General features: G+C 44.8%; 22 protein-coding genes. 9 read left to right on the top strand and 13 right to left on the bottom strand.

The genetic code is table 11. The annotated features are described in order from the left end of the window. Position 1 precedes the first annotated feature (1 nt). Positions 2-967 (top strand): lipoyl synthase, encoded by a 966-nt coding sequence (lipA, locus tag FIV04_RS03530; protein WP_032551435.1) that lies wholly within the window; start codon positions 2-4, stop codon positions 965-967. 211 nt (positions 968-1,178) lie between these two features. On the opposite strand, the gene FIV04_RS03525 is transcribed toward lipA, so the two are convergent. The 3 genes from FIV04_RS03525 to FIV04_RS03515 form a co-directional block, all read right to left on the bottom strand. Next, complete coding sequence (locus FIV04_RS03525; RefSeq protein ID WP_152468285.1) at positions 1,179-2,540, bottom strand: sodium-dependent transporter; 1,362 nt, start codon at positions 2,538-2,540, stop codon at positions 1,179-1,181. A 259-nt stretch (positions 2,541-2,799) separates the two neighbouring features. Next, entirely contained in the window at positions 2,800-3,555 is a 756-nt protein-coding gene (locus tag FIV04_RS03520; protein WP_152468284.1) for a YggN family protein, read from the bottom strand. A gap of 73 nt (positions 3,556-3,628) precedes the next feature. Beyond that, positions 3,629-4,102, bottom strand: a complete 474-nt coding sequence (locus FIV04_RS03515; RefSeq protein ID WP_032551432.1) for a GreA/GreB family elongation factor — start codon at positions 4,100-4,102, stop codon at positions 3,629-3,631. Positions 4,103-4,241: 139 nt separating this feature from the next. On the opposite strand from FIV04_RS03515, the gene FIV04_RS03510 reads away from it, so the two are divergent. Beyond that, a complete protein-coding gene (locus tag FIV04_RS03510) occupies positions 4,242-6,176 on the top strand; it encodes an ATP-dependent DNA helicase RecQ (protein WP_152468283.1) in 1,935 nt (644 codons plus the stop codon). Positions 6,177-6,226: 50 nt separating this feature from the next. On the opposite strand, the gene dinB is transcribed toward FIV04_RS03510, so the two are convergent. After that, positions 6,227-7,303, bottom strand: coding sequence for a DNA polymerase IV (dinB, locus tag FIV04_RS03505; RefSeq protein WP_152468282.1), 1,077 nt, complete (start codon positions 7,301-7,303; stop codon positions 6,227-6,229). A gap of 158 nt (positions 7,304-7,461) precedes the next feature. On the opposite strand from dinB, the gene FIV04_RS03500 reads away from it, so the two are divergent. Beyond that, on the top strand, positions 7,462-8,685 hold the full coding sequence (locus FIV04_RS03500; protein ID WP_152468281.1) for a response regulator: 1,224 nt from the start codon (positions 7,462-7,464) through the stop codon (positions 8,683-8,685). A 118-nt stretch (positions 8,686-8,803) separates the two neighbouring features. Here FIV04_RS03500 and nqrM read toward each other — a convergent pair whose 3' ends face one another. From nqrM to bolA, 9 genes are all read right to left on the bottom strand, one after another. Continuing rightward, positions 8,804-9,058 (bottom strand): (Na+)-NQR maturation NqrM, encoded by a 255-nt coding sequence (gene nqrM, locus FIV04_RS03495; RefSeq protein WP_032551427.1) that lies wholly within the window; start codon positions 9,056-9,058, stop codon positions 8,804-8,806. A gap of 15 nt (positions 9,059-9,073) precedes the next feature. Continuing rightward, positions 9,074-10,078, bottom strand: a complete 1,005-nt coding sequence (locus tag FIV04_RS03490; RefSeq protein ID WP_032551426.1) for an FAD:protein FMN transferase — start codon at positions 10,076-10,078, stop codon at positions 9,074-9,076. 162 nt (positions 10,079-10,240) lie between these two features. Further along, entirely contained in the window at positions 10,241-11,467 is a 1,227-nt protein-coding gene (gene nqrF / locus FIV04_RS03485) for an NADH:ubiquinone reductase (Na(+)-transporting) subunit F (protein WP_150895639.1), read from the bottom strand. A 29-nt stretch (positions 11,468-11,496) separates the two neighbouring features. Next, a complete protein-coding gene (nqrE, locus tag FIV04_RS03480) occupies positions 11,497-12,093 on the bottom strand; it encodes an NADH:ubiquinone reductase (Na(+)-transporting) subunit E (RefSeq protein ID WP_152468280.1) in 597 nt (198 codons plus the stop codon). Between the two features lie 7 nt (positions 12,094-12,100). Then, positions 12,101-12,733 (bottom strand): NADH:ubiquinone reductase (Na(+)-transporting) subunit D, encoded by a 633-nt coding sequence (locus tag FIV04_RS03475; protein WP_032551423.1) that lies wholly within the window; start codon positions 12,731-12,733, stop codon positions 12,101-12,103. Continuing rightward, positions 12,733-13,500, bottom strand: coding sequence for a Na(+)-translocating NADH-quinone reductase subunit C (locus tag FIV04_RS03470; RefSeq protein WP_032551422.1), 768 nt, complete (start codon positions 13,498-13,500; stop codon positions 12,733-12,735). The genes FIV04_RS03475 and FIV04_RS03470 overlap by 1 nt, the downstream gene beginning before the upstream one ends. Continuing rightward, positions 13,490-14,734, bottom strand: a complete 1,245-nt coding sequence (locus FIV04_RS03465; RefSeq protein ID WP_032551421.1) for an NADH:ubiquinone reductase (Na(+)-transporting) subunit B — start codon at positions 14,732-14,734, stop codon at positions 13,490-13,492. The genes FIV04_RS03470 and FIV04_RS03465 overlap by 11 nt, the downstream gene beginning before the upstream one ends. Before the next feature lie 5 nt (positions 14,735-14,739). Continuing rightward, positions 14,740-16,080, bottom strand: a complete 1,341-nt coding sequence (locus tag FIV04_RS03460; protein ID WP_032551420.1) for a Na(+)-translocating NADH-quinone reductase subunit A — start codon at positions 16,078-16,080, stop codon at positions 14,740-14,742. 519 nt (positions 16,081-16,599) lie between these two features. Next, a complete protein-coding gene (gene bolA, locus FIV04_RS03455) occupies positions 16,600-16,911 on the bottom strand; it encodes a transcriptional regulator BolA (RefSeq protein ID WP_032551419.1) in 312 nt (103 codons plus the stop codon). A 174-nt stretch (positions 16,912-17,085) separates the two neighbouring features. On the opposite strand from bolA, the gene FIV04_RS03450 reads away from it, so the two are divergent. The 6 genes from FIV04_RS03450 to panE all read left to right on the top strand — a co-directional run bounded on the left by FIV04_RS03450 (position 17,086) and on the right by panE (position 23,026). Then, complete coding sequence (locus FIV04_RS03450; protein ID WP_152468279.1) at positions 17,086-18,237, top strand: methyltransferase; 1,152 nt, start codon at positions 17,086-17,088, stop codon at positions 18,235-18,237. Between the two features lie 64 nt (positions 18,238-18,301). Further along, the gene (locus FIV04_RS03445; protein ID WP_152468278.1) at positions 18,302-18,871 is read left to right on the top strand and encodes a YajG family lipoprotein; all 570 of its coding nucleotides are present in this window, start codon (positions 18,302-18,304) and stop codon (positions 18,869-18,871) included. Further along, complete coding sequence (locus FIV04_RS03440; RefSeq protein WP_150871279.1) at positions 18,871-19,419, top strand: peptidylprolyl isomerase; 549 nt, start codon at positions 18,871-18,873, stop codon at positions 19,417-19,419. Before FIV04_RS03445 ends, FIV04_RS03440 begins: the two co-directional genes overlap by 1 nt. A gap of 54 nt (positions 19,420-19,473) precedes the next feature. Further along, the gene (locus FIV04_RS03435; protein ID WP_152468277.1) at positions 19,474-20,829 is read left to right on the top strand and encodes an MFS transporter; all 1,356 of its coding nucleotides are present in this window, start codon (positions 19,474-19,476) and stop codon (positions 20,827-20,829) included. Positions 20,830-21,276: 447 nt separating this feature from the next. Beyond that, a complete protein-coding gene (locus FIV04_RS03430; RefSeq protein WP_152468276.1) occupies positions 21,277-22,026 on the top strand; it encodes an outer membrane protein OmpK in 750 nt (249 codons plus the stop codon). A gap of 112 nt (positions 22,027-22,138) precedes the next feature. Continuing rightward, the gene (gene panE / locus FIV04_RS03425; RefSeq protein ID WP_152468275.1) at positions 22,139-23,026 is read left to right on the top strand and encodes a 2-dehydropantoate 2-reductase; all 888 of its coding nucleotides are present in this window, start codon (positions 22,139-22,141) and stop codon (positions 23,024-23,026) included. Positions 23,027-23,085: the final 59 nt, after the last annotated feature.

Raw genomic sequence — 23,085 nt, 5'->3', positions numbered from 1 at the left:
CATGAGCAAACCAATCCAAATGGAAAAAGGCGTTAAATACCGCGACGCCGATAAAATGGCATTGATTCCAGTAAAAAACATGCCTACCGAGCAGAAAGAAATCCTGCGCAAGCCGGAGTGGATGAAGATCAAACTGCCTGCTGATAGCCAGCGCATCCAAGACATCAAATCTGCAATGCGTAAGAACAACCTTCACTCGGTATGTGAAGAAGCGTCTTGCCCTAACCTGGCTGAGTGTTTCAACCACGGAACAGCAACCTTCATGATCCTAGGTGCTATCTGTACTCGTCGTTGTCCTTTCTGTGACGTTGCCCACGGCCGTCCAGTTGCTCCTGAAGCGGAAGAGCCTCAAAAGCTAGCAAAAACCATCCAAGACATGAAACTGAAGTACGTTGTAATTACTTCTGTTGACCGTGATGATCTACGTGACGGTGGTGCAAAACACTTTGCAGACTGTAACCGTGAGATCCGCGCACTAAACCCAAATATTCGTATCGAAACTCTGGTTCCTGACTTCCGTGGTCGTATGGACGTGGCGCTTGATCTAATGAAAGACAATCCGCCAGATGTATTCAACCACAACCTAGAGACGGCACCTCGCCTATACCGTAAGGCGCGTCCTGGTGCGAACTACAAGTGGTCATTGAACCTACTGAAGAAGTTTAAAGAGCAGCACCCAGACGTTCCAACAAAATCGGGCGTAATGATGGGTCTTGGTGAAACAAAAGAAGAGATCATCCAAGTACTGAAAGATCTACGTGAACATGGCGTGACAATGCTAACCCTAGGCCAATACCTAGCACCTAGCCGTCACCACTTGCCAGTTGAGCGTTACGTGCCACCATCTGAGTTTGATGAACTGAAAGAGATCGCTCTAGAGCTTGGCTTTACACACGCCGCGTGTGGCCCGTTCGTACGTTCTTCTTACCACGCGGATCTACAAGCACAAGGTATGGAAATTAAGTAACTCGCGACTTAACTTCTCTATATTTGAAAGGCGCAAACCCTATGGTTATGCGCCTTTTTCTTAGCTGCACTTTAGTGCCCAAATTCACTCAACTCTCCATAAAAACACAAACTGCATATCCAAACATACCGATACTAAAAAGCCGCTCTTAACCAAGAGCGGCTTTCATATTTAGCGTGTTGCATTAATCGTTGGTAGTATCGCTAGTAGATTAACCGAAAGAGGCCCAGATAACCGTTATCACCAGTACAGGGCATACAAACTTAACGTATGCAGGCCATACTTTACCGAACCAACCTAATTGGAAGTCAGGGCAGCCCTGCTCTAGCTCTTTTACCTTAGAAGCTCGGCTCCATACCCAACCACCAAACAGACAGAACATCAATGCTGCAATAGGTTGTAGATACTGAGTAGCAATCATAGCCACTAGGCCAAATAGAGCGCCAAAGTTGTAAACAATAATGACACTGAACAACGCGATTAAGCCACCAATAACCCAACTCGTCGGTGTACGTGCCGTGTTAAAGCGCTCGCTCACTAGAGAAACAGGTGCCTCTAGCATAGAGATAGAAGAAGTCAGTGCGGCAATAGTCAGCAATAGGAAGAAAACAATCGCAAAGATCTGACCAAGGAAGCCTAAGCTATCGAACATCAAAGGTAATACCGTAAATACCAGAGTATCTGAGCTCAATAGTGACCCATCCTCAGCGTAGATTTGTACACCCTTTTGCATCGCAACAAACATGGCTGGCATCACTACAAGACCAGCAATAAAGGCAACGGCCGTATCCACTAAGGTCACGTTCATCGCCATCTTCGGCAGGTTCTCTTTCTTACTTAAGTAAGAGCCGTAAATCAGCATCGAACAGCCACCAATGGTCAATGAGAAAAAGCCTTGTCCCATTGCCGCTAGAATCAGTTTTCTGTCCCACACCTTTTCAAAATCAGGTACAAGGTAGTGCTTAAGCCCTTCAAGCGCACCTTGCTGAGTCATGATGTAGACAAACAAGAGTGCGAACAGTACAAATAGCGCTGGCATTAAACGGGTCGACCATTTTTCAATACCTTGCTTGATGCCACCTTGTACAATCAAGATTGTCAGCACGTAAAACAACACGGTACCGAAGACATTGCGCTCTACACTAAAACCTTTGAACCACGCTGCAATCTCAATCAATCCAAACACATCGGCAATCGCGCCAAATAGGAAGCAGATCAACCAGCCACCAACGATGCTGTAAAAGCCTAACACTGCACTTGGTACACTTAAGCCAATCCAACCTGTCAGTGCACCGACTTTTTTCGCCAGTGGGTTTGATGTCAGTGAGCGCATACTGTCCACTGGGTTAGCTTGACCATGACGACCAATCGCCATTTCAACCACCAGCATTGGGAATGCGACTACAAAGATCAGCACCAAATACACTAAAAGAAATGCACCGCCACCATTGCTAGCAACTTGTGTTGGGAAACCCCAAATGTTTCCAAGGCCAACTGCAGCGCCCGCTGCTGCCAAAATAAAGCCTAAACGAGAGCTAAACAGCTCTCTTGATGAAGAAGATTGTTGGTTCATACTGCCTGCAAAATACCAATGAACTAGTTTACTAGTACAATAATCAAAACCACTAATCCATGCAATCTATAAATGATTAAAATGCTTATTTATAAGAAAAAACCAAACAGTAAGACTGTAAATTTTAATATACATGGAATTACAAACCAAAGATAAACAACAAACCATTAACAATCACTACTCCGCATCTTCATACAACAAGCACAAAAAAGGGCACGCGAGGTGCCCAATCGAAGGTTCAATTTACTGCCAGCTAGTGCTAAATGGTAAACACTTGGTAGTCTTTCAAATTCGGGATCTTTTCATGCAACGACTTTTCTTGCTCAGCCATCTCATCAAGTGAGTCACAAAATGCTTCCGCTTCTTTCTCTACCTGTTGTGAGTGCTCCTTAAAACGCTCTTCGATCTTCAACTTTAGCTCAGACATGCTGTCCGCCATCTCAGTTAGGTTAAGACCGCCCTCTTGCTTCATTTTTTCAGACATGGCATTAAAAGCGCTTGAAATAAACTCTTCGTTAAAGATCTCCATCGCCTTGTCAAAATCTTCACTCCAGCTATTCGCCATCGACTCAAAGCTCTCAGCAGGAAGCACTAAGTCGCCATCTTTATAGTAACGAGATTCCATCTCAGCAAAGAAATCACTCATTGATTTTTTCACGTTATCAAACGCTTCTGGCGCATCCAAACTTACTGCAATGTCGTCGATAACATCGTTTGCCAGTGCTAATCCCTCTTTCGCCATTGCCTTGGCTTGAGGTAAGTATTCACTCATGCTTTCACGGTAGCGTTCTATCGCTGCTTGCTGATCTGCGTCGAGCTCAACCTTTTCACCATGAATATAAAGATCATTGCCATCAAGCACGGCCGTATCACCATTTGTCTGGTGGATCTCAACCGTCTGCTGATCAATTCTCAGTTCATTTTTCAGGTCTACACGGCACTGAGCCGAATAAGCAGGGGCACTCGCCGCTGCCAACACCATGGATAGTGATGCAATTAATACGCTCTTTTTCATAACATCCTCACATACATTGCTGTACTAACTATACATTGAGTGATTCACCCAATGTCATGGAAAGGTTTAGAACTTAACAAACCGATACAATTTCATAGATAAAGTGGCTGTCTGCGACACTAAACTCCACTTCGTCACCCACCTCTTTTCCCATTAAAGCGGCACCTAGAGGAGCGTTTGGTGTCAGTATGGCTACATCTTTACCATCCCACACCACCGACAAACCTCCAACTCTTGGCCCGATAAAGAAGTACTTAACCTTATCTTGTTCATCGATAACAGAAAGAAAGCTGCTCATCGCTATGCGTTCTCCCTCTCTCAGAACTAAATCACGATAGCACTGAATATCCTCTTCACACTCTTGGACTCTTACGGCCTGACCATGTGCGAGGTAAGATGCCTCTAGTGCCAGAGTATCGTACTTATGTTCTGGTACGGTTTCTTCGTCGGTCGCTGCATCAATCGCGCGCTGCGTTGCTGACTGAGCAATTGCAAGCCGAGATTCAAGCTGCTGGAGAATTATTTGTCTAAGCTCGGATTTATTCATACTTTTGAAGTGCTTTTCTTTAGGAGCTACAGAATAGAATTAGGTACAATCTGGTGCAAGCGCTTTGAAACGGAAGTTTCTCGGCCAACAAGATTGAGCAGGCTTAGCAGCACACCACACAGATTAACCGAGCACATTTATGATAGAACAGAAGCTAAAACAGGTCTTTGGATTCGACTCACTGCGTCATGGACAGAAGCAAGTTATTGATAATGTTCTTGCGGGCCAATCGGCAGCGGCTATTTTTCCGACCGGATCAGGTAAATCCCTCTGTTATCAGCTTCCTGCTCTAGAGCTGCCTCATCTCACCTTGGTGATTTCCCCTTTGCTTGCACTGATGAAAGACCAATTGAGTTTTCTGCACAGTAAAGGGATTGCTGCTGCGGCCATCGAGTCGAGCCAAGACAGACAAACTACTCAACAAGTGATGCAGTCCGTTCGCAATGGCGAAACCAAAATCTTGATGATCTCGGTTGAGCGCCTCAAGAACGAGCGCTTTAGACAATTCATCTCACAGGTACCTATCTCGCTTTTGGTAGTCGACGAGGCGCACTGTATCTCAGAATGGGGTCATAACTTCCGACCTGACTATCTCAAGCTACCCCACTATCAGAAACAGCTCAACATTCCTCAAGTTCTGTTGCTGACCGCAACGGCGACAACGGGCGTGATTCAAGACATGCAGACCAAGTTCAATATTGCGCCAGAGAGTGTAGTGGTCACTGGTTTTTATCGTAAAAACCTCGACTTAGCGATTCAACCTTGTGAGCAAGAGACAAAGTTAGAAACCCTGTGCAATGTGGTCAATCAAGCGCCACAATCGCCGACTATTGTGTATGTTACGCTTCAACAGACGGCAGAGAATGTCGCTCAAGCCCTGAGAAATGTCGGCATTAATGCGATTGCCTACCACGCAGGCCTCAAACCCGAAAACCGCGATGCCATTCAGCAGCAATTTATGAACGATGATATCAACTGCATCGTTGCGACCATCGCCTTTGGTATGGGTGTCGACAAATCAAATATTCGCCGCGTGATTCATTTCGACCTGCCTAAGTCGATAGAGAACTACTCCCAAGAGATTGGGCGTGCCGGTCGTGACGGACAAAACTCCGAATGTATACTGCTCGCTAATAAACACGGCCTCAGCACACTAGAGAACTTTGTCTTTGGCGACACACCCGATAACATCGCGATTCAAACCGTACTGAAAGAGATATACGCTTGTCAGCCCTCTGGTAATACCTACGCTACTCAGTGGGAAATCATGCTCAATCAGCTCTCTCGCGAATCCAATATTCGTCAGCTGCCACTGAAAACCTTACTGGTATACCTCGAGATAGAGGACATCATTGAGCCCAAATACAGTTTCTTCGCTGATTACAAATTCAAGTTTGTTCGACCAAAACCACAGATCATAGACCAATTTCAGGGAGAGCGTCGTGCGTTTGTTGAGTCGATTTTCCAATGCTCACCGCAAGCTCGTGTTTGGTGCCAAGTGGACTTCGATGCATTGTGGACGCACTTTCAAGCAGACAGGCAGCGCGTGGTCGCAGCAATCGACTACTTTAATGAACAAGGTTGGATTGAGTTAGAAAGTAAGCAGATTACCGATGTGTATGCAGTACACAATACCAGCGAAGATCCAAATGAGGTCGCTCAGCGTCTATCAGCACTGTTTAAACAGAAAGAGAACAATGAGATTGGCCGTCTCAATTACATGTTGGATTTCTTTGAATCAAGCAGCTGCCTGAGTTCAAAACTAGCCAATTACTTTGGTGACATCAATGCACCACAAGAGTGTGGACACTGTTCAGCGTGTCGTGGCAACGTCGCCAAACTACCTGGTGTACCGTTAGAGGCGATTGACGAGGGTGACCTTCAAGCTTGGGTAAATGAATTCATAAGCAGTAGCCCACAATGGGTAACTGATGAAGCAATTACTCGCTTCCTGTCGGGTATTGCCACACCACTATCCACCAAGCTGAAAGCTAGCAAGATGTCTGGATATGGCAAGCTTGAGCAACACCCTTTCCGCGATACCCTCGCTCTAGTTCAACGAACTCCAAGATAGTTCAACAAACACTGAGGTAACACGTTAATCGCCAACTAAGCTATTTTTGATCAGAAGAAGCTTAGCTGGCGCATCTGATCTTTGGGTTGCAGCATGACACTTAACCCCAGCAAACGAATCTCACGTCCTTGCTGACGCTTTAGAATCTCACTCAACAGCTCTTTGAAGTACTCGAGATTCAACGAGGGTTGAATATGCTCAATGGTAGTTTGCTGAAAATCCGCAAACTTGAGCTTAATGCCTTGCTTGGTAATAGACTTGGTTGGGCTCGCCTTCTCCAGTCGAGCTTCCAACTCAGGAAACAAACGCTCTTCAATCACCTTCCAGCACTCTTGATAGGTTGAGATGTTTTCACTAAAAGTGCGCTCCACACCAACCGACTTTCTTTCTCGCTCAACCACCACCTCTCGATCGTCAATGCCATGACTTCTCTTCCAAAGCGAGGCGCCTTGTCGACCAAACTTAGACAACAAGGATCGATAATCTGTCTGTTTAATATCTTTACAGGTATAAAAGCCCGCTTGATGAAGCTTCTCGATACTCACTTTGCCAACGCCAGGGATCTTCTCTAATGGCAGTTCATCAATCACCTCTTGAACCTCTTGGGGAGGGATAACAAACTGACCATTAGGCTTATTCATATCCGACGCAACCTTTGCCAAAAACTTAATCGGCGCGACGCCTGCAGACGCCGTTAGCTGGAGTTCATTCCAGATATCACGGCGGATAGCTTCGGCAATAAAAGTGGCTGAACCATGGCACTGCTCTGAGTCAGTCACATCGAGAAAGGCTTCATCCAATGAGAGCGGCTCAATGATGGAGGTGTATCGAGAAAAGATGGCTCGGATCTGCTTAGAGATTTCCTTATAGACCTGCATCCTACCCGGTACCACCAGCAGGTTTGGACACAACTGCAATGCCTTCGCCGTTGGCATCGCCGAACGAATACCAAACTTGCGCGCCTCATAGTTACAAGTACTGAGTACACCGCGCTGCTTTTCGTGCCCGCCGACAGCTAATGGACGATTCCGATAAGAAGGGTTATCACGCATTTCGACAGCCGCATAAAAACAATCCATATCAACATGGATTATCTTACGCACTCTCTCTTTATCTGAACCACACATGACCAAACCACTCGCCAAATACTGTATTAATAACCAGTATAATCATTTATTCGCCGAGAACAAAGTGTTCATTGATTAGCTAATCTTTCGCTTAGTCACTTGTTAACAGTTCTGGTAATATGGTTAAAAAGTATTTACTCGATAAGTAGGGAACACTTTTGACTGAAAAAATACTGGTCGTTGAAGACAGTCGAGCCTTTAGAAACTACCTTCACCAGCAGCTAACTAATAGCGGTTATGCAGTGACACTTGCCGAGTCAGTGCAACAGGCTAAAGAGATACTTGAGCAGGAAACAGACTTTCTGTGTGCGGTGTTGGACTACTGTCTACCAGATGGCCAAGATGGCGAAATCGTCGACTTGGTTCTTGGTTACCATCAAAAAATCATCGTACTGACTGCCATGTTCAGCGACGCCCTACGCGAGCAGGTACTCGCTAAAGGTGTGATTGATTACATTCTTAAAGACAGCATGGCTTCAGTAACGTATTTACTGCCACTAATTCAACGCATTACCAACAACAAAAATCACAAAGCTCTGGTTGTCGACGACTCTTCAGTGGTACGCCGCTACATAGTGCAGCTCCTTGAGCACCAATACATCCAAACTGTTCAAGCCGTTGACGGTGAACAAGGGTTAGCCCTACTTCAAAACGACCCCGATATTACGTTTGTCGTTACCGATCATGACATGCCAAATAAAGATGGCATCACTATGATTCGTGAGATTCGTCAGCACTACACACGTAACGAACTGGCCATCTTGGGGCTGTCCGCGAGTGACGATCGCACGCTAACCGCTCAGTTCCTTAAAGCGGGTGCTAATGACTTTCTCTATAAACCATTCAATCAAGAAGAGTTTTTCTGTCGCATTCACCAACTGCTGGATATGAAGGAAGCGAACAATGAGCTGTTCCGTCATGCCAATGAAGATGCGTTGACTGGGTTATGGAACCGTCGATTCTTATTCAATCAAGCTTGCAAGGGCTGTGAAAAACGCAACATCGCAATGATGGATATCGACTTCTTTAAAAAGGTTAATGATACCTACGGTCACGACGGCGGTGACGCGGTACTCATTGCTGTCGGTCAAACCATCAAATCCTTCTTCAAAGATGATGTGGCAGTTCGCTTTGGCGGGGAAGAATTTTGTATTCAAGCCTGTGGATCGTTTAGAGACTTCATCGTACGTCTAGAAAAGATGAGAATTGCGATTGAGCAACAGGTCATCGCTCACGACGATCAGAAAATTAAAGTCACCATGAGTATTGGTGTGACTAATATAGAATCCGACCTCGATAGCCAAATAAAAGCGGCTGATGAACTCTTATACAGAGCAAAAGAGCAAGGTCGTAATCAATTGGTATTTGAAAGAAACGACTAACTGTTACTAGTGTTCAATAGCTTTTAGTAATACATGCAGACAGTTATTAATAGAGAATCACTACAAACAAAAAAGCTCAAGGTTTCCCTTGAGCTTTTCTTTTATCAGCAAAACCTGCTTAAGCGATACGGTCTTTTTCCCATGCTGCTAGCTTCTCTTCACGCTCAGCTAACTTCTCAGCACGGTAAGCCTCACGAGCTTCACGTTTCTTACGTGCATCACAAGGTTCAGGACAGTTACATACCTTATCAATACCAACAGCACCAAGGCCGCCACAACTGCCTTTTACCACTTTCTTCTGGATGATGTAGCCAATCGACATTGCTGCGATAACTGCTAGAAAAACGCCAAATGTAATAATAAATGTGTTCATAATGCTCTCGCTACCTTATTTCTTTAAGTATGGCTTGAACGCTTCAGAGGCGATCTCTTTAAAGCCATCGGCTGTTTTAACCACCATAAATGCTGGAATATTATGTTGATTCGCGATTTCCATACCTTTTACCTCACCTAAGACCATAAGGCCAGTAGATAAGCCATCTGCAGTCATTGAAGATGGGTCTAATACGGTTACTGACACCACTTTGTGGTGAATCGGTTTACCGGTTTCTGGGTTGATAATGTGCGAGTAACGAACACCATCACGCTCGAAGTAGTTTCTGTAATCGCCAGATGTTGCAATCGCCATATCACCTGGTTCAATGATCTCTTGAATTGTACGCTCTTCAACGCTTGGCTTTTCAATCGCAATGCGCCAGCCAACATTTTCACGGTTCAGACCTTTAAGGCGAATCTCACCACCGACTTCAACCATGTAGTTGTGGATACCAATAGAGTCTAAGTAGTCAGCCAGTACATCCACGCCCCAGCCTTTCGCAATCGTTGAAAGGTCAACGTAAAGCTTTGGCAGGTCTTTCGTCAGCTTGTTGCCCTCAACGCTTAAATGGTGGATACCAATTTTCTGTTTGCGTGCAGCCAACTCTTCATCTGTTGGAACCACTTCAGGGCGAGCTTCTGGACCAAAACCCCAAAGGTTAACCAAAGGCCCAACCGTCACATCCAATGCACCTTCAGTTAGACCGTTCAAACGAATCGCTTCTTTCACAACAATTGCGGTTTGTTCAGATACTTCGAATGCATCGCCACCTTCATATTGGTTGAAGCGGCTTAGCTCGGAATCTTTGCGGTACGTTGACATCTGATCGTTCACCTCTTCAAGAAGACGGTCGATCTCTGCATGCACTTTATCCGACGCTAGAAACTCATCACTATTGATATACTTAATATTGTAGCTCGTGCCCATGGTCGGGCCGTTCAAATGTACCTGTTCACGTGGCTTTTCACAGCCTGCTAGAAACAGTAGAGAAGTTAATGCAACAAGCCAAATTCTCACTTGCTTACTCCCATTATTGTTAGTGATTTATATAAGAAAGAACAGTGTCTGCATAGTTGCCAAATATGCTTTCTTATATAAGCCGTTGTATGGTGAACACAGCTTAGAAAAACAAATGGCTGACTCCTAAGAGCCAGCCATAATATCAGTCACTTAAGTGGATTAACCACCAAAGTCATCTAGAAGGATGTTCTCATCTTCTACACCAAGATCTTTCAGCATGCCGATAACAGCCGCGTTCATCATCGGTGGACCACACATGTAGTACTCACAATCTTCAGGAGCTTCGTGATCCTTCAGGTAGTTTTCGTACAGTACGTTGTGGATGAAGCCTGTGTAACCATCCCAGTTATCTTCTGGCATTGGATCAGACAGAGCACAGTGCCAAACGAAGTTATCGTTTTCAGCTTGTAGGCCGTCGAAGTCTTCTACGTAGAACATCTCACGCTTAGAACGTGCACCGTACCAGAAAGACATCTTACGAGTTGAGTTAAGACGCTTAAGCTGATCGAAGATGTGTGAACGCATTGGCGCCATACCAGCACCACCACCAACGAATACCATTTCAGCGTCAGTGTCTTTCGCGAAGAACTCACCAAATGGACCAGAGATAGTACACTTGTCGCCTTCTTTAAGAGACCAGATGAACGATGACATTTGACCAGGTGCAACATCAGGATTATTAGGCGGCGGCGTAGCGATACGCACGTTCAGCATAATAATACCGTGTTCTTCTGGGTAGTTAGCCATTGAGTATGCACGGATGATATCTTCATCAACCTTAGACTCGTAACGGAACAGGTTAAACTTGTCCCAGTCTTCGCGGTACTCTTCTGGTACATCGAAATCAGAGTATTTGATGTGGTGAGCAGGAGCTTCAATCTGGATGTAACCACCAGCACGGAAAGGTACTGATTCGCCATCAGGGATTTGCAGCTTAAGCTCTTTGATGAAGGTTGCTTTGTTATCGTTAGAGATAACTTCACATTCCCACTTCTTCACACCGAAGATCTCTTCAGGAAGTTCGATATCCATGTCAGTTTTCATAGCAACTTGACATGCAAGACGTTCACCTTCGCGCGCTTCACCTTTAGTAATGTGGTCAAGCTCAGTTGGAAGGATGTCGCCACCGCCTGATTTAACTTTTACGCGACACTGACCACAAGAGCCACCGCCACCACAAGCAGAAGATACGAATACGCCAGCACCAGCTAGAGCACCAAGCAGTTTACCGCCCGGTTGCGTCGTGATTGCTAGAGTTGGGTCATCGTTTACAGCGATAGTGATGTCACCTGTAGGTACAAGCTTAGATTTAGCGAAAAGAATCACTAAAACCAGTGCAAGTACAATGATGGTAAACATCGCTACACCAAGAATAATGCTTTGCATTTGTTATTCCTTATTTCTGGGTGCTTACCCTACAGTTGAACACCAGAGAAAGACATAAAGCCTAACGCCATTAGACCAACACTGATGAACGTGATACCAAGACCACGAAGACCAGGAGGTACGTCAGAGTACTTCATCTTCTCACGGATACCCGCAAGTGCAACGATAGCTAACATCCAACCCACACCAGAACCGAAGCCGTAAACAACAGATTCTGCGAAGTTGTAGTCACGCGTTACCATGAAAGATACACCACCAAAGATTGCACAGTTAACTGTGATCAGAGGTAGGAAGATACCTAGTGCGTTGTACAAAGGTGGGAAGAAACGGTCAAGAACCATCTCTAGGATTTGTACAAGTGCCGCGATAACACCGATGAATGCGATGAAGTTAAGGAAACTTAAATCGACACCTTCAACAAGCGCGTTCTCTTTTAGAATGTTCGTGTAAACAAGGTTGTTTACAGGTACAGCGATTGTAAGTACTACAACTACCGCAACACCAAGACCAAAAGAAGTTTTAACTTTCTTAGATACCGCTAGGAATGTACACATACCTAGGAAGAAAGAAAGCGCCATGTTTTCGATGAAAATCGATTTAACTAGCAGACTAATATAATGTTCCATGACTACCTTACCCCTTCGCTTCTACTTGCTCTGGCTTGAACGTACGAATCGCCCAAATCAAGAAGCCGATTAGGAAGAATGCAGAAGGTGCTAGAAGCATCAAGCCGTTTGGCTGATACCAACCACCGTTGCTCACTAGAGGTAGTACTTCCATACCAAATAGTTTGCCTGAGCCTAAAAGCTCACGGAAGAAACCTACAGTGATAAGAACGAAGCCGTAACCAAGACCGTTACCAAGACCATCGATTAGAGATGGGATTGGCTCAGACTTCATTGCGAATGCTTCAGCACGACCCATTACAATACAGTTAGTAATGATTAGGCCTACGAATACAGATAGCTGCTTAGAGATATCGTATAGGTATGCTTTAAGCACTTGGTCTACCACGATTACTAGTGATGCGATGATCGCCATCTGAACGATGATACGCACACTGTTAGGAATGTGGTTACGGATTAGAGATACAGAGAAGTTAGACAGAGCAGTAACGAACATTACCGCGATAGTCATAACAAATGCTGTTTCTAGTTTAGTGGTTACCGCAAGAGCAGAACACACACCAAGAACCTGTAGCGCGATTGGGTTGTTGTCCAATACTGGCGCTAAGATGCTCTTTTTAATATCTTTTGCACTAGACATTAGTTCAGACCTCCGTCACGAACTTTTGCTAGGAACGGACCAAAGCCCATTTCACCTAACCAGAAGTCAAATGTATGTTGAACACCAACGCTAGTTAGTGTTGCACCAGAAAGGCCATCAACACCGTGCTCAGAACCTTCAGGAGCGCCACCTTTTACAACTTGGATAGCTGGCTTGTGGTTTTCGTCGAATAATTTCTTACCAACGAATTGAGCACGCCATGTTGGGTTCTCAACTTCACCACCAAGTCCTGGAGTTTCACCTTGCTCGTAGTACGTGATGCCAGAAACTGTGTTGCCATCAGTCTCTACCGCAACGAATGCGTACATCATTGACCATAGGCCGTTACCGTGAACTGGGATGATAACTTTAGTCGTTTCTTCACCAGATTTAACTAGGTAAACCGTACCAGTGTTAGCACGACGAAGGATCTTAGCTACGTCTTCTTCAGCTGAAAGCTTGATAGACTGAGCTGGATCTTTTGCCGCTTTACGTTGGTCGTATGCAGCCGCATCGCCGTCAACGAAATCACCAGTAGCGAAATCAACTAGACGAGGTTCGATGTTCTCTGCGTATAACGCAGGAATGTCGCCTGCTAGGTCGATGCCTGCAACTTCTAGGATCTTAGTTTGCTGATCAAGAACTGCGTTAGCTTGTTGCTTAGGTTTAAGAACAACTGCAGCTGTTGAAACGATGATTGAGCACACTAGGCTCAATGCGATAACAACAAACAGCGTCTTTTTAATGCTATCGTTATTACTTGCCATAGCGAGCTAGTCTCCGCTTAATGTTCTTCTCGATTACAACGTGGTCAAACAGAGGAGCAAATAGGTTTGCGAATAGGATCGCAAGCATCATGCCTTCTGGGTATGCCGGGTTAACAACACGGATCATTACACACATTGCGCCGATTAGGATGCCGTACCACCACTTACCTTTGTTAGTAAATGATGCTGATACTGGGTCTGTTGCCATGAAGAACATACCGAATGCGAAGCCACCTAGAACTAGGTGCCAGTGCCAAGGCATGCTGAACATTGCATTAGTGTCAGAACCGATCACGTTGAATAGCGTAGACACAGCGATCATACCGATCATTACACCAGCAATGATACGCCATGAAGCTATACGCATGTATACGATCATCGCAGCACCGATCATAAGTGCTAGAGTCGATACTTCACCGATAGAACCTGGGATGTTACCAATGAACGCATCCATCCAAGTGATTGCTTCACCAGATACAGTGTTCACTAGAGCGCTACCGCCGCCTTGAGCCCATTGGCTAAGTGCAGTTGCACCAGAGAAACCATCCGCTGCAGTCCATACTACGTCACCAGAAATCTGTGCAGGGTATGCAAAGAATAGGAACGCACGGCCAGCAAGTGCAGGGTTAAGGAAGTTACGACCCGTACCACCGAAGATCTCTTTAGCAACAACAACACCGAAGGTAATACCTAGTGCCGCTTGCCATAGAGGAAGTGTTGGCGGAACGATAAGTGCAAAAAGGATAGAAGTTACAAAGAAACCTTCGTTAACTTCGTGCTTACGCACCATACAGAATAGAACTTCCCAGAAACCACCAACGATAAATACCGTTGCGTAGATAGGTAGGAAGTAAGTCGCACCTAGCAGCATTTTACTGCCAACACCTGCATCGGCTCCCAAGGAAGCGCCAAGCATTTGAGTCAGCCAGTAGTGCCAGTTACCATCGATTACAGATGCTAGTTCAGCGCCTGCGTACATGTGGTTAAGTGCAGCGATAGCTTGGCCACCCGCGTTGTACATACCCCAGAACATAGCTGGGAATACCGCGAACCAAACCATAATCATGATACGTTTTAGGTCAACGCTATCACGAACATGCGAGCTCTTCTTTGTAATAAGACCTGGCGTGTAGAACACAGTTGCCGCTGCTTCGTAAAGCGCGAACCACTTCTCGTGTTTACCACCTGGCTCAAAATGATGCTCGATGTCTTCAAGAAACTTTTTAAGGCCCATGAAAATTACCCTTCCTTCTCAATCGTATCTAGGCATTCACGAAGTAGTTGACCGTACTCGTACTTACCTGGACATACAAAGGTACACAATGCTACATCTTCTTCATCTAGCTCTAGCGCACCTAGAGCTTGAGCACTATCAACGTCGCCTGCACATAGATCACGAAGCAGCAGAGTAGGTTCCATATCTAGAGGCATTACGCGCTCGTAGTTACCAATTGGAACCATTGAGCGATCACTACCGTTCGTTGTTGTTGTCATGTTGAACAACTGACCTTTGAACAGGTGACCAAGGAATGAACGAGTAACAGAGAACTTGTTCTTACCAGGCATAGCCCAGCCGAATAGCTCTTTATCACGACCTTCACGTAGAACAGAAACTTGCTGATGGTAACGACCAAGGTAAGCGTGAGGACCTGTTGCTTGAGTACCAGTTAGTACTGAACCTGAGATCACACGAACTTCACCTGGCATCAACTCGCTGTCCGTAAGCTCATCAAGGCTAGCACCAAGTTGAGTACGAACTAGACGTGGGTTGTTTACTACTGGACCAGCCAGAGAAACAACGCGATCTGTGTAAATTTCACCCGTTAGGAAAAGTTTACCGAACGCGATAACGTCTTGATAGTTAATGCTCCACGCTACGTTTTGTGCATTTACCGGATATAGGTAATGCATATGCGTACCTGCAAGACCTGCAGGGTGTGGGCCATCGAAAACATGTTCTTCAACATTAGACTGAGACGAACGAGGTAGGCTTGTGCCTTTTTTACAAACGTAAACCTTGCCGCTCGTTAGAGTTGAAAGAATATCTAAACCAGCAACGAAAGCATCAGACTGCTCGTTAATGATCAATTCTGGCTCAGCAGCTAGAGGGTTCGTATCCATAGCAGTTACGAAAATAGCCTGAGTTTCAGAATCAACAGCTGGAACCTTGCTGAACGGACGAGTACGCAGAGCGGTCCATGCGCCAGACTCAACAAGCTGAGTCTTAACCGTATCACGGTCTAGACCTGCTAGTTGGTTAGCTTCATAGTTATTGAACGTGATTTGCTCATTGCCTGCTACTTCAATCACTACTGATTGAAGAACACGCTTAGCACCACGGTTCACTTCAATAACTTTACCGCTTGCTGGAGAAGTAAATACAACACCCGGGTTCTTTTTATCTGCAAAAAGAACTTGGCCTTTCTTCACTTCATCACCAACGCGAGCATGCATCGTAGGACGCATACCAACGTACTCTTCGCCAAGCAAGGCGACTTTAGTGATGGACTTACCATCATTAATCACCTGGGATGGAGTTCCTGCAATAGGAAGATCCAAGCCCTTCTTTATTGTAATCATACGCACTTGCACTACTTTATCGGGAAAAAGATTCTTTTAATTGCGTAAATTCAGGACGGTTTTTATGCGCCCTTAGACACGACATTAGAGTGTCCGGTTTTGGTAAAAATAAGGCACCAAAATCGCAACATTATCTTAATAAACTCATCACAAAAATGAGGTGAGATTTATCAGGTGCCGTATTCTAGCATTTTTTGACGTCTTGATGCCATGACCAATAACTTGAATAAGGGCTATATTTGGTGAGAATTGAAGCATATGGACTCTCAAATATGAATAATTTTGACGAGCCGCACAGATAAAAAGGCATTTTAATAGCGTTTTAAACAAGAGATTAACACTCTGTCACAAACTAATATTTTTCCGATTATGTTGAAACACTGTTAATAAAAACATTACTAATTATGGGTATTTTTAATCGTTCAAGGTGACATCAACTTGGTCAATATAACAACGAAAAACCGATAGATTTGGCGATAAAAAAGGCGGCCAATGCCACCCTTTGTTTATCTGTCTACTTTACGACTTGCTGCCGCCCATACACATAGGGCTGTCTGGCACGCTATCAAACTGCTTCTGCCATTCATCTTTTGTATAAGTATGAATGGAGAGCGCATGGATATGATTCGCTAATTCTTCAGAGAGCACTTGGTTAACCGCGCGATGGCGTGCAATCAAACGCAGTCCTTCAAACGCATCACTCACTACGACCACCTTAAAATGGCTTTCAGAACCTGCTGGAACATTGTGCATGTAGCTTTCATTCACGACGTTGAGATGTGTTGGCTCAAACTCATTATGCAGTTTCGTTTCAATGACTTCTTGGATCATCATGATTCCTTTATCGGACTCTTATTATTCACTATCAAAACAGTATAAACCCAAAGCGGGAGACTGTCTGGCTCTTTAATACATGACACTCTTGGGAATGTAGAGTTTTTTCTATCTTGTTTAGTCTGCTTTTGAGAGAATGTCGCGGTTATTTCTCACATAAGTATCTAAGTAATGAAAACCGAACTTACCCTACACGACAGAACCCTGACTCTACATCGTTTCCCTAAACGTTCTAGTGAAACCCTACAGGCGTGGGATGCTGGTGATGAATACATTATCAACCATGTCGAAGAGATGAACCTAGGACCTGGAAAGCACATCCTGATTCTCAATGATCATTTCGGTGCACTATCCGCTTGGTTCTCACAAGATCATGACGTAACGATGATGAGCGACTCTTACATCTCTCATCGCGGCGCACTTAAAAACCTGCAACGCAACCAATGTAATCGCGTCCAGTTTCTCAATACCATGGACGACATCCCAGTTGGCGTTGATCTAGTATTGATGCAGCTACCAAAAACCAATCGACATTTAGTGTGGCAGCTAGGTCAATTGCGTCAGGCTCTTCCTGAAGGATGCCAAGTGATTGGTGTCAATAAAGTGAAAGAGATTCACACTTCTACCCTCAACCTATTTGAAAAATACCTCGGCGAAACCAAAACCTCTTTGGCGAAGAAAAAACACCGCTTGGTATTCTCATCACCTAACTGTCAGCCTATTCACAAGGTTGAGCCATTCGTTGAATGGGACGTTGATGGGGAAGATATCCGCCTGAAAAATTTACCAAACGTTTACTCAGGGGAAGCACTCGATCAGGGCGCTCGCTATATGCTTGAGCACATCCCGCAAGATCCTGAGCTTCGTCATATCATCGACCTAGGTTGTGGCAACGGAGTATTAAGTGTTAAAGCAGCGCAACTGAACCCACAGGCTCGCATTACCTGTGTTGACGAAAGCTTTATGGCTGTAGAATCTGCTAAGCAGAACATCCATGACAACATCGGGGACGAAGGCAATTTCCAGTTCATCGCCAATAACTGTTTAGATGGATTCAAGAAGAACAGTACCTACTTGGTTCTGTGTAACCCTCCTTTCCATCAACAGCAAGCGATCACAGATCATATCGCATGGCAGATGTTTTGTGATGCAAAGCATGTTCTTAGCAACGGGGGCAAATTAATTGTTATTGGCAACCGACACCTCGGATACGATGTAAAGTTAGCGAGATTATTTGGCAAGGCGAACGTCGAAACGCTTGAATTGAACCAAAAATTTGAGATATTACAAGCAACAAGAGAGCCCGCTAACTTTAATAAGTAGCTGTGGTATTGCGCGTACGGGAAAAGTGCCGTGCGTCTCGTGTGGAATTAGAAAGGATATAGGAATGAAAAAACTGATTTTAGCAGCTTCTATTATGGCATTGACGGCGTGTTCAGCGCCTCAACAAGAGCAGATCAACCTAGCTCCAGAAGCTTCTCTCAGTAATAGCAACCTAGTACAAGGCAAAACGTACACTCTAAGCAGCAAAGATGTACGTGCGGCACAATACGTCGCACTCGTGGATAGCGGCCGTTCCAACATTCAACCTATTCATGCTAAGCAGAACATGCGTATCTCTCTAGAGAACGTATTAGCTCAACAGCTAGAATCAAAGGGCTTCCGAGCAAGCGTAAATAGCGAAAACTCAGTTGTTCTTGAAATCCAAGAAGCCTTAGTTACCGTTAAACACACCATCATGGAAAACCAGATGGATGGTAAGGTGACACTTGAAGTGACGGCTGAAACACCAGAAGGCAAGCTAGTAAAAACCTTTAATGGTACCGCAGTTCGCACTGGTGCATTAAGCGCTTCAAACGAAGACATTGCGCTGGTTCTAAACGATGTTATCAATCTAGTCCTGACCGAAATCGCTAACGACCAAGAACTGCAAACTTACATGAAGGAGCGTTTCTAATGGGTCGTATTCTAACTTCTATTACCCTAGCTATGCTAAGTGCAAGTGTTTGGGCAGGTCCAAAAGTGGCTGTTGAAACCACGCTGGGTAATTTCACGATCGAGCTTAATGAAGAGCAAGCGCCAATCAGCTCAGAAAACTTTCTGAAGTACGTAGAAGATGGCAGCTATGTCGGCAGCCAATTCCACCGCGTGATCCCAGGTTTCATGGCTCAAGGTGGTGGTTTTGATGAAGAGATGAACCGTCTACCTACTTATGCGCCAATCAAAAATGAAGGCAGCAATGGTCTACAGAATAAAACCGCGACGATAGCGATGGCACGTACCAACGCGCCACACTCTGCAACTCGTCAGTTTTTCATTAACTATTCTGACAACACCTTCCTAAATGCTGGTGCTGGTAATCCAGGCTATGCGGTATTCGGAGAAGTGACAGAAGGCTTCGATGTAGTTCAGAAAATGGCTACCATCCCAACTAAACGCGTGGGCCGCATGTCTGATATCCCAGTCGACCCAATCGTGATTACAGCCGTTAAAGTCATCAAATAACCTCCTCTCACGCCCTTAGCTCATTAAGGGCGTTTTTCTATACAAGGACGCCCTATGTTATCAGGCTCTTCTTCTCTTTCATGGATGCAAACCTTCCGTAGCTATTTAGATAAGCGTCTACTCTGGGTGTTTATGTTGGGTTGTTCCAGCGGTTTTCCTTGGGTATTAATCGGCTCAAATATGTCAGGTTGGCTGAAAGACGCCGGATTAACTCGCGCTGCAATTGGTTATTTCGGTAGTGTATTCGCGGTCTACGCCATCAATTTCTTGTGGGCACCACTAGTAGATCGCGTCAAACTGCCAGTGCTTCATGCAATACTTGGACAGCGACGCAGCTGGATATTTTTCTGTCAAACCATCGTCTTAATTGCCACCCTGTTCATAGCTGGTGTCAACCCTGCCAACGACCTAATGTTTACTTCAATGTTGGCTCTGGGTATTGCGATTGCGTCTGCAACTCAAGATATCGCCATCGATGCGTTTCGTATCGACACCTTCCCTAAATCTGAAGCATCGAAACTGCCGCAAGCCTCTGCAATGGCGGTCGTTGGTTGGTGGACAGGTTATTCCTTGCCAGGTTATCTCGCATTTATTAACGCTGACGCAATTGGATGGAATGGTGTCTATTACGGTATGGCTGGCGTAGTGGTAGTCTTAATGTTATTCACATTACTGGTTGGAGAACCGAAAACAGAACGTGAACGGCTGCAAGAGCAAGCTCAACAACGTCACAATAAAGTGGTCGATTCGAAAATTGTCGCTTGGTTTACCGTAACTGTGATTGAACCATTTTATGACTTCTTCAAACGCAATGGCGTGCAGGTGGCAATTACTCTACTGTTATTTGTGTTCTTGTTTAAGATTGGTGAAGCCTTCTTGGGCCGTATGTCTATCACCTTCTATAAAGAGATAGGCTTTAGCAACGAACAGATCGGTCACTACTCGAAACTGATTGGCTGGGGCGCGACCATATTCTTCACATTACTGGGCAGTGTCTTCAACGTGAAGTTTGGTATTGTGCGAGGACTCATGATCGGCGGTATTGCGATGGCGGGCAGTAACCTGATGTTTGCATGGATTGCTAAAACAGGGCCTAGTGAAACCCTATTCCTCGCGACTATTATTGTCGATAACTTTACAACGGCCTTCTCGACAGTTGCGTTTGTTTCATTTTTAACCTTGTTAACTGGGCAAGCATTCTCGGCTACGCAATACGCACTCTTAGCGTCACTCGGTAATTTCGGACGCACGACGTTAGCCTCCTTTAGTGGTGAGCTTGTCGATTACCTTAATGATTGGTCGCTATTCTTTATTATTACCGCGCTAATGGTGATACCAAGCCTATTAATGCTTTACTCTCTTCGACACTTCTTCGCTCGCTTACTTGAAGAAGCACGCCAACAAAAATAGTAGTAATTAAACTCATAGTGATAGAAGAGGGCCTATTGGCTCTCTTTTTATTTGCAGCTCAACTTATTTGTATTACTTATATTGCAATGTAAGCTTGTTTAGGACTAAAAATGTAGTGTCAATTCATTTTATACCATTTATGTTGATAACAAGATTTAGATCACCAGATACTGCAAAAACGTTTGCTTCGTACATCAATTATTCAATTTATCTATAAAATATGCAGCAATCGCTAAATCAATAAAAAATTGACAGCATCAGGTTGCATTGCACTCTCAAAGTTCCCTTATTTAGATCATTTGTGTGACCAAAGTCACCATTTTATTTCCAGTTTGCATCCATTCTCACTTTTAATTGAGAGCAAAATCGCTATCATGCTCGCCATTCGGACATCACTAACACGCATGGATTAGCGAGTTATTTATTTTTAACAGAGAGAGTTCCCTTATGCGTAAATCACTTTTAGCTCTTGGCGTAATTGCAGCTGCGACAGCTATCCCAGCTCAAGCAGAATACTTATACGGTTTCGGTAGCATGTACGCTGACTACCAAGTTTGGGACCAAGGCTTCGGCAACGACAACGATAACTTCGGTGGTGACATCTCAGATCGTAACCAAGCGGTTATCGGTATCGAAGGTGGTGCTGGATTTGACTGGGGTCAAATCTACGGTTTCTACGACTACGAAGGTGTTGATCGCTCAGGTGATGACCGCGGTGCTTCAACTAAAGGTACTATCCACTACAACCTAATGGACACTAAAGTTAGCCTTTACGCACAAGTGTACAACACTGACACGGATGCTGGCTTCCATGAACAAAACCGTGTTCTAGGTCTTGGTTACACAGGCCTTGGTGGTGACGGTTGGGCATTTACTCCATTCATCGGTGCACACCAAATCAACTCTGGCGATATCAGTGGCTCTAACGGTGGTATGCTAGGTTGGGTTGGTTTCTACAACACTGACATTGCAGGTCAAAACTTCACATTCTCAACTTGGGGTGAATACGAATTCGCTCGTAACGATGAGTACTCTGCGGTACAAGGTGGTGACTGGGGTCTAAACGGTAGCATCAACGCACTTTGGAACTTCCACGAAAACTGGTCAACTGGTGTTCTATACCGTTACACAGTTAACAAACTAGCACGTGAAGATTACCAAGATCTAATTATCTACCGTCTACAATACAACTTCTAATATAAGTTGAATTAAAGATTGAATGAAATGGCACCCTCGGGTGCCATTTTTTATTGCTTTCATATTCTGCAACGCTATCCTGAGCACCTATCTGATAAAACTAGGTCGTATTGTGAATATTACTGTTGTCGGCCCGGGAGCCGTTGGCTCACTTTGGGCAATTAAACTTCATCAAGCTGGTCATAACGTATCAGTGTGGAGCCGCTCTACTCAAACCGACTACCTAATATCACTCGATGACCAAGCTGAAGTTCGATTCGACAATAATAATCAAACGAAGCTTGCCGATAGTGATCTTATCTTAATTACGGTAAAAGCTTGGCAGGTGGAATCTGCAATACTGCCGATTATTCCTCATATAGATAAAGATACCATTCTTCTGTTCATGCATAACGGTATGGGCGCAGTAGATAACATCGCTTCACATATTGAACCATTCCCGGTAGTTCTCGCTACTACAACTCAAGCCGCTTATAAAAGTTCACCAACTCAGGTGCATCATACTGGACTGGGCAATACCCAACTTGGTGGCTACAACAGTAACGGCAACCAATGTGCCTTCTTGGTTGATGTACTCAATCACGCCCTACCCGACGTTGTTTGGAACAGCAATATCCATCAAGCGTTGTGGAACAAACTTGCGGTAAATTGCGCGATTAACCCTTTAACTGGTCTTGAACAGGTTAAAAATGGTCAACTTGCTGAAGAGAAGTATCAAGCCGTAGTCAATGACATCGTTGCTGAAGTCGTTGAAGTGATGACAGCAGAGAATCTACCAACCTCTATCGAATCACTCAGCTCAATCGTTCAACAAGTTATCCAAGCTACTGCGGCTAACAACTCATCGATGAAGCAGGATATGTTCTATCAGCGAAAAACTGAGATCGACTTTATTACTGGTCACTTACTCAATACAGCTCGTAAGCACGGTATCGCAACGCCAGGCAATCAAGCGCTCTTTGACCGAGTAAAACAACAAGAAGTGCTTTGGCATAAATAGACAGATATATTTTGCCCCCACGATCAAGCAACTCACGATACAATAAATAGAGGCGCTAA

This window comes from Vibrio sp. THAF190c, assembly GCF_009363355.1.
Taxonomy (GTDB): domain Bacteria; phylum Pseudomonadota; class Gammaproteobacteria; order Enterobacterales; family Vibrionaceae; genus Vibrio; species Vibrio fortis_A.
This window is presented reverse-complemented; position numbering and strand designations above follow the sequence as displayed.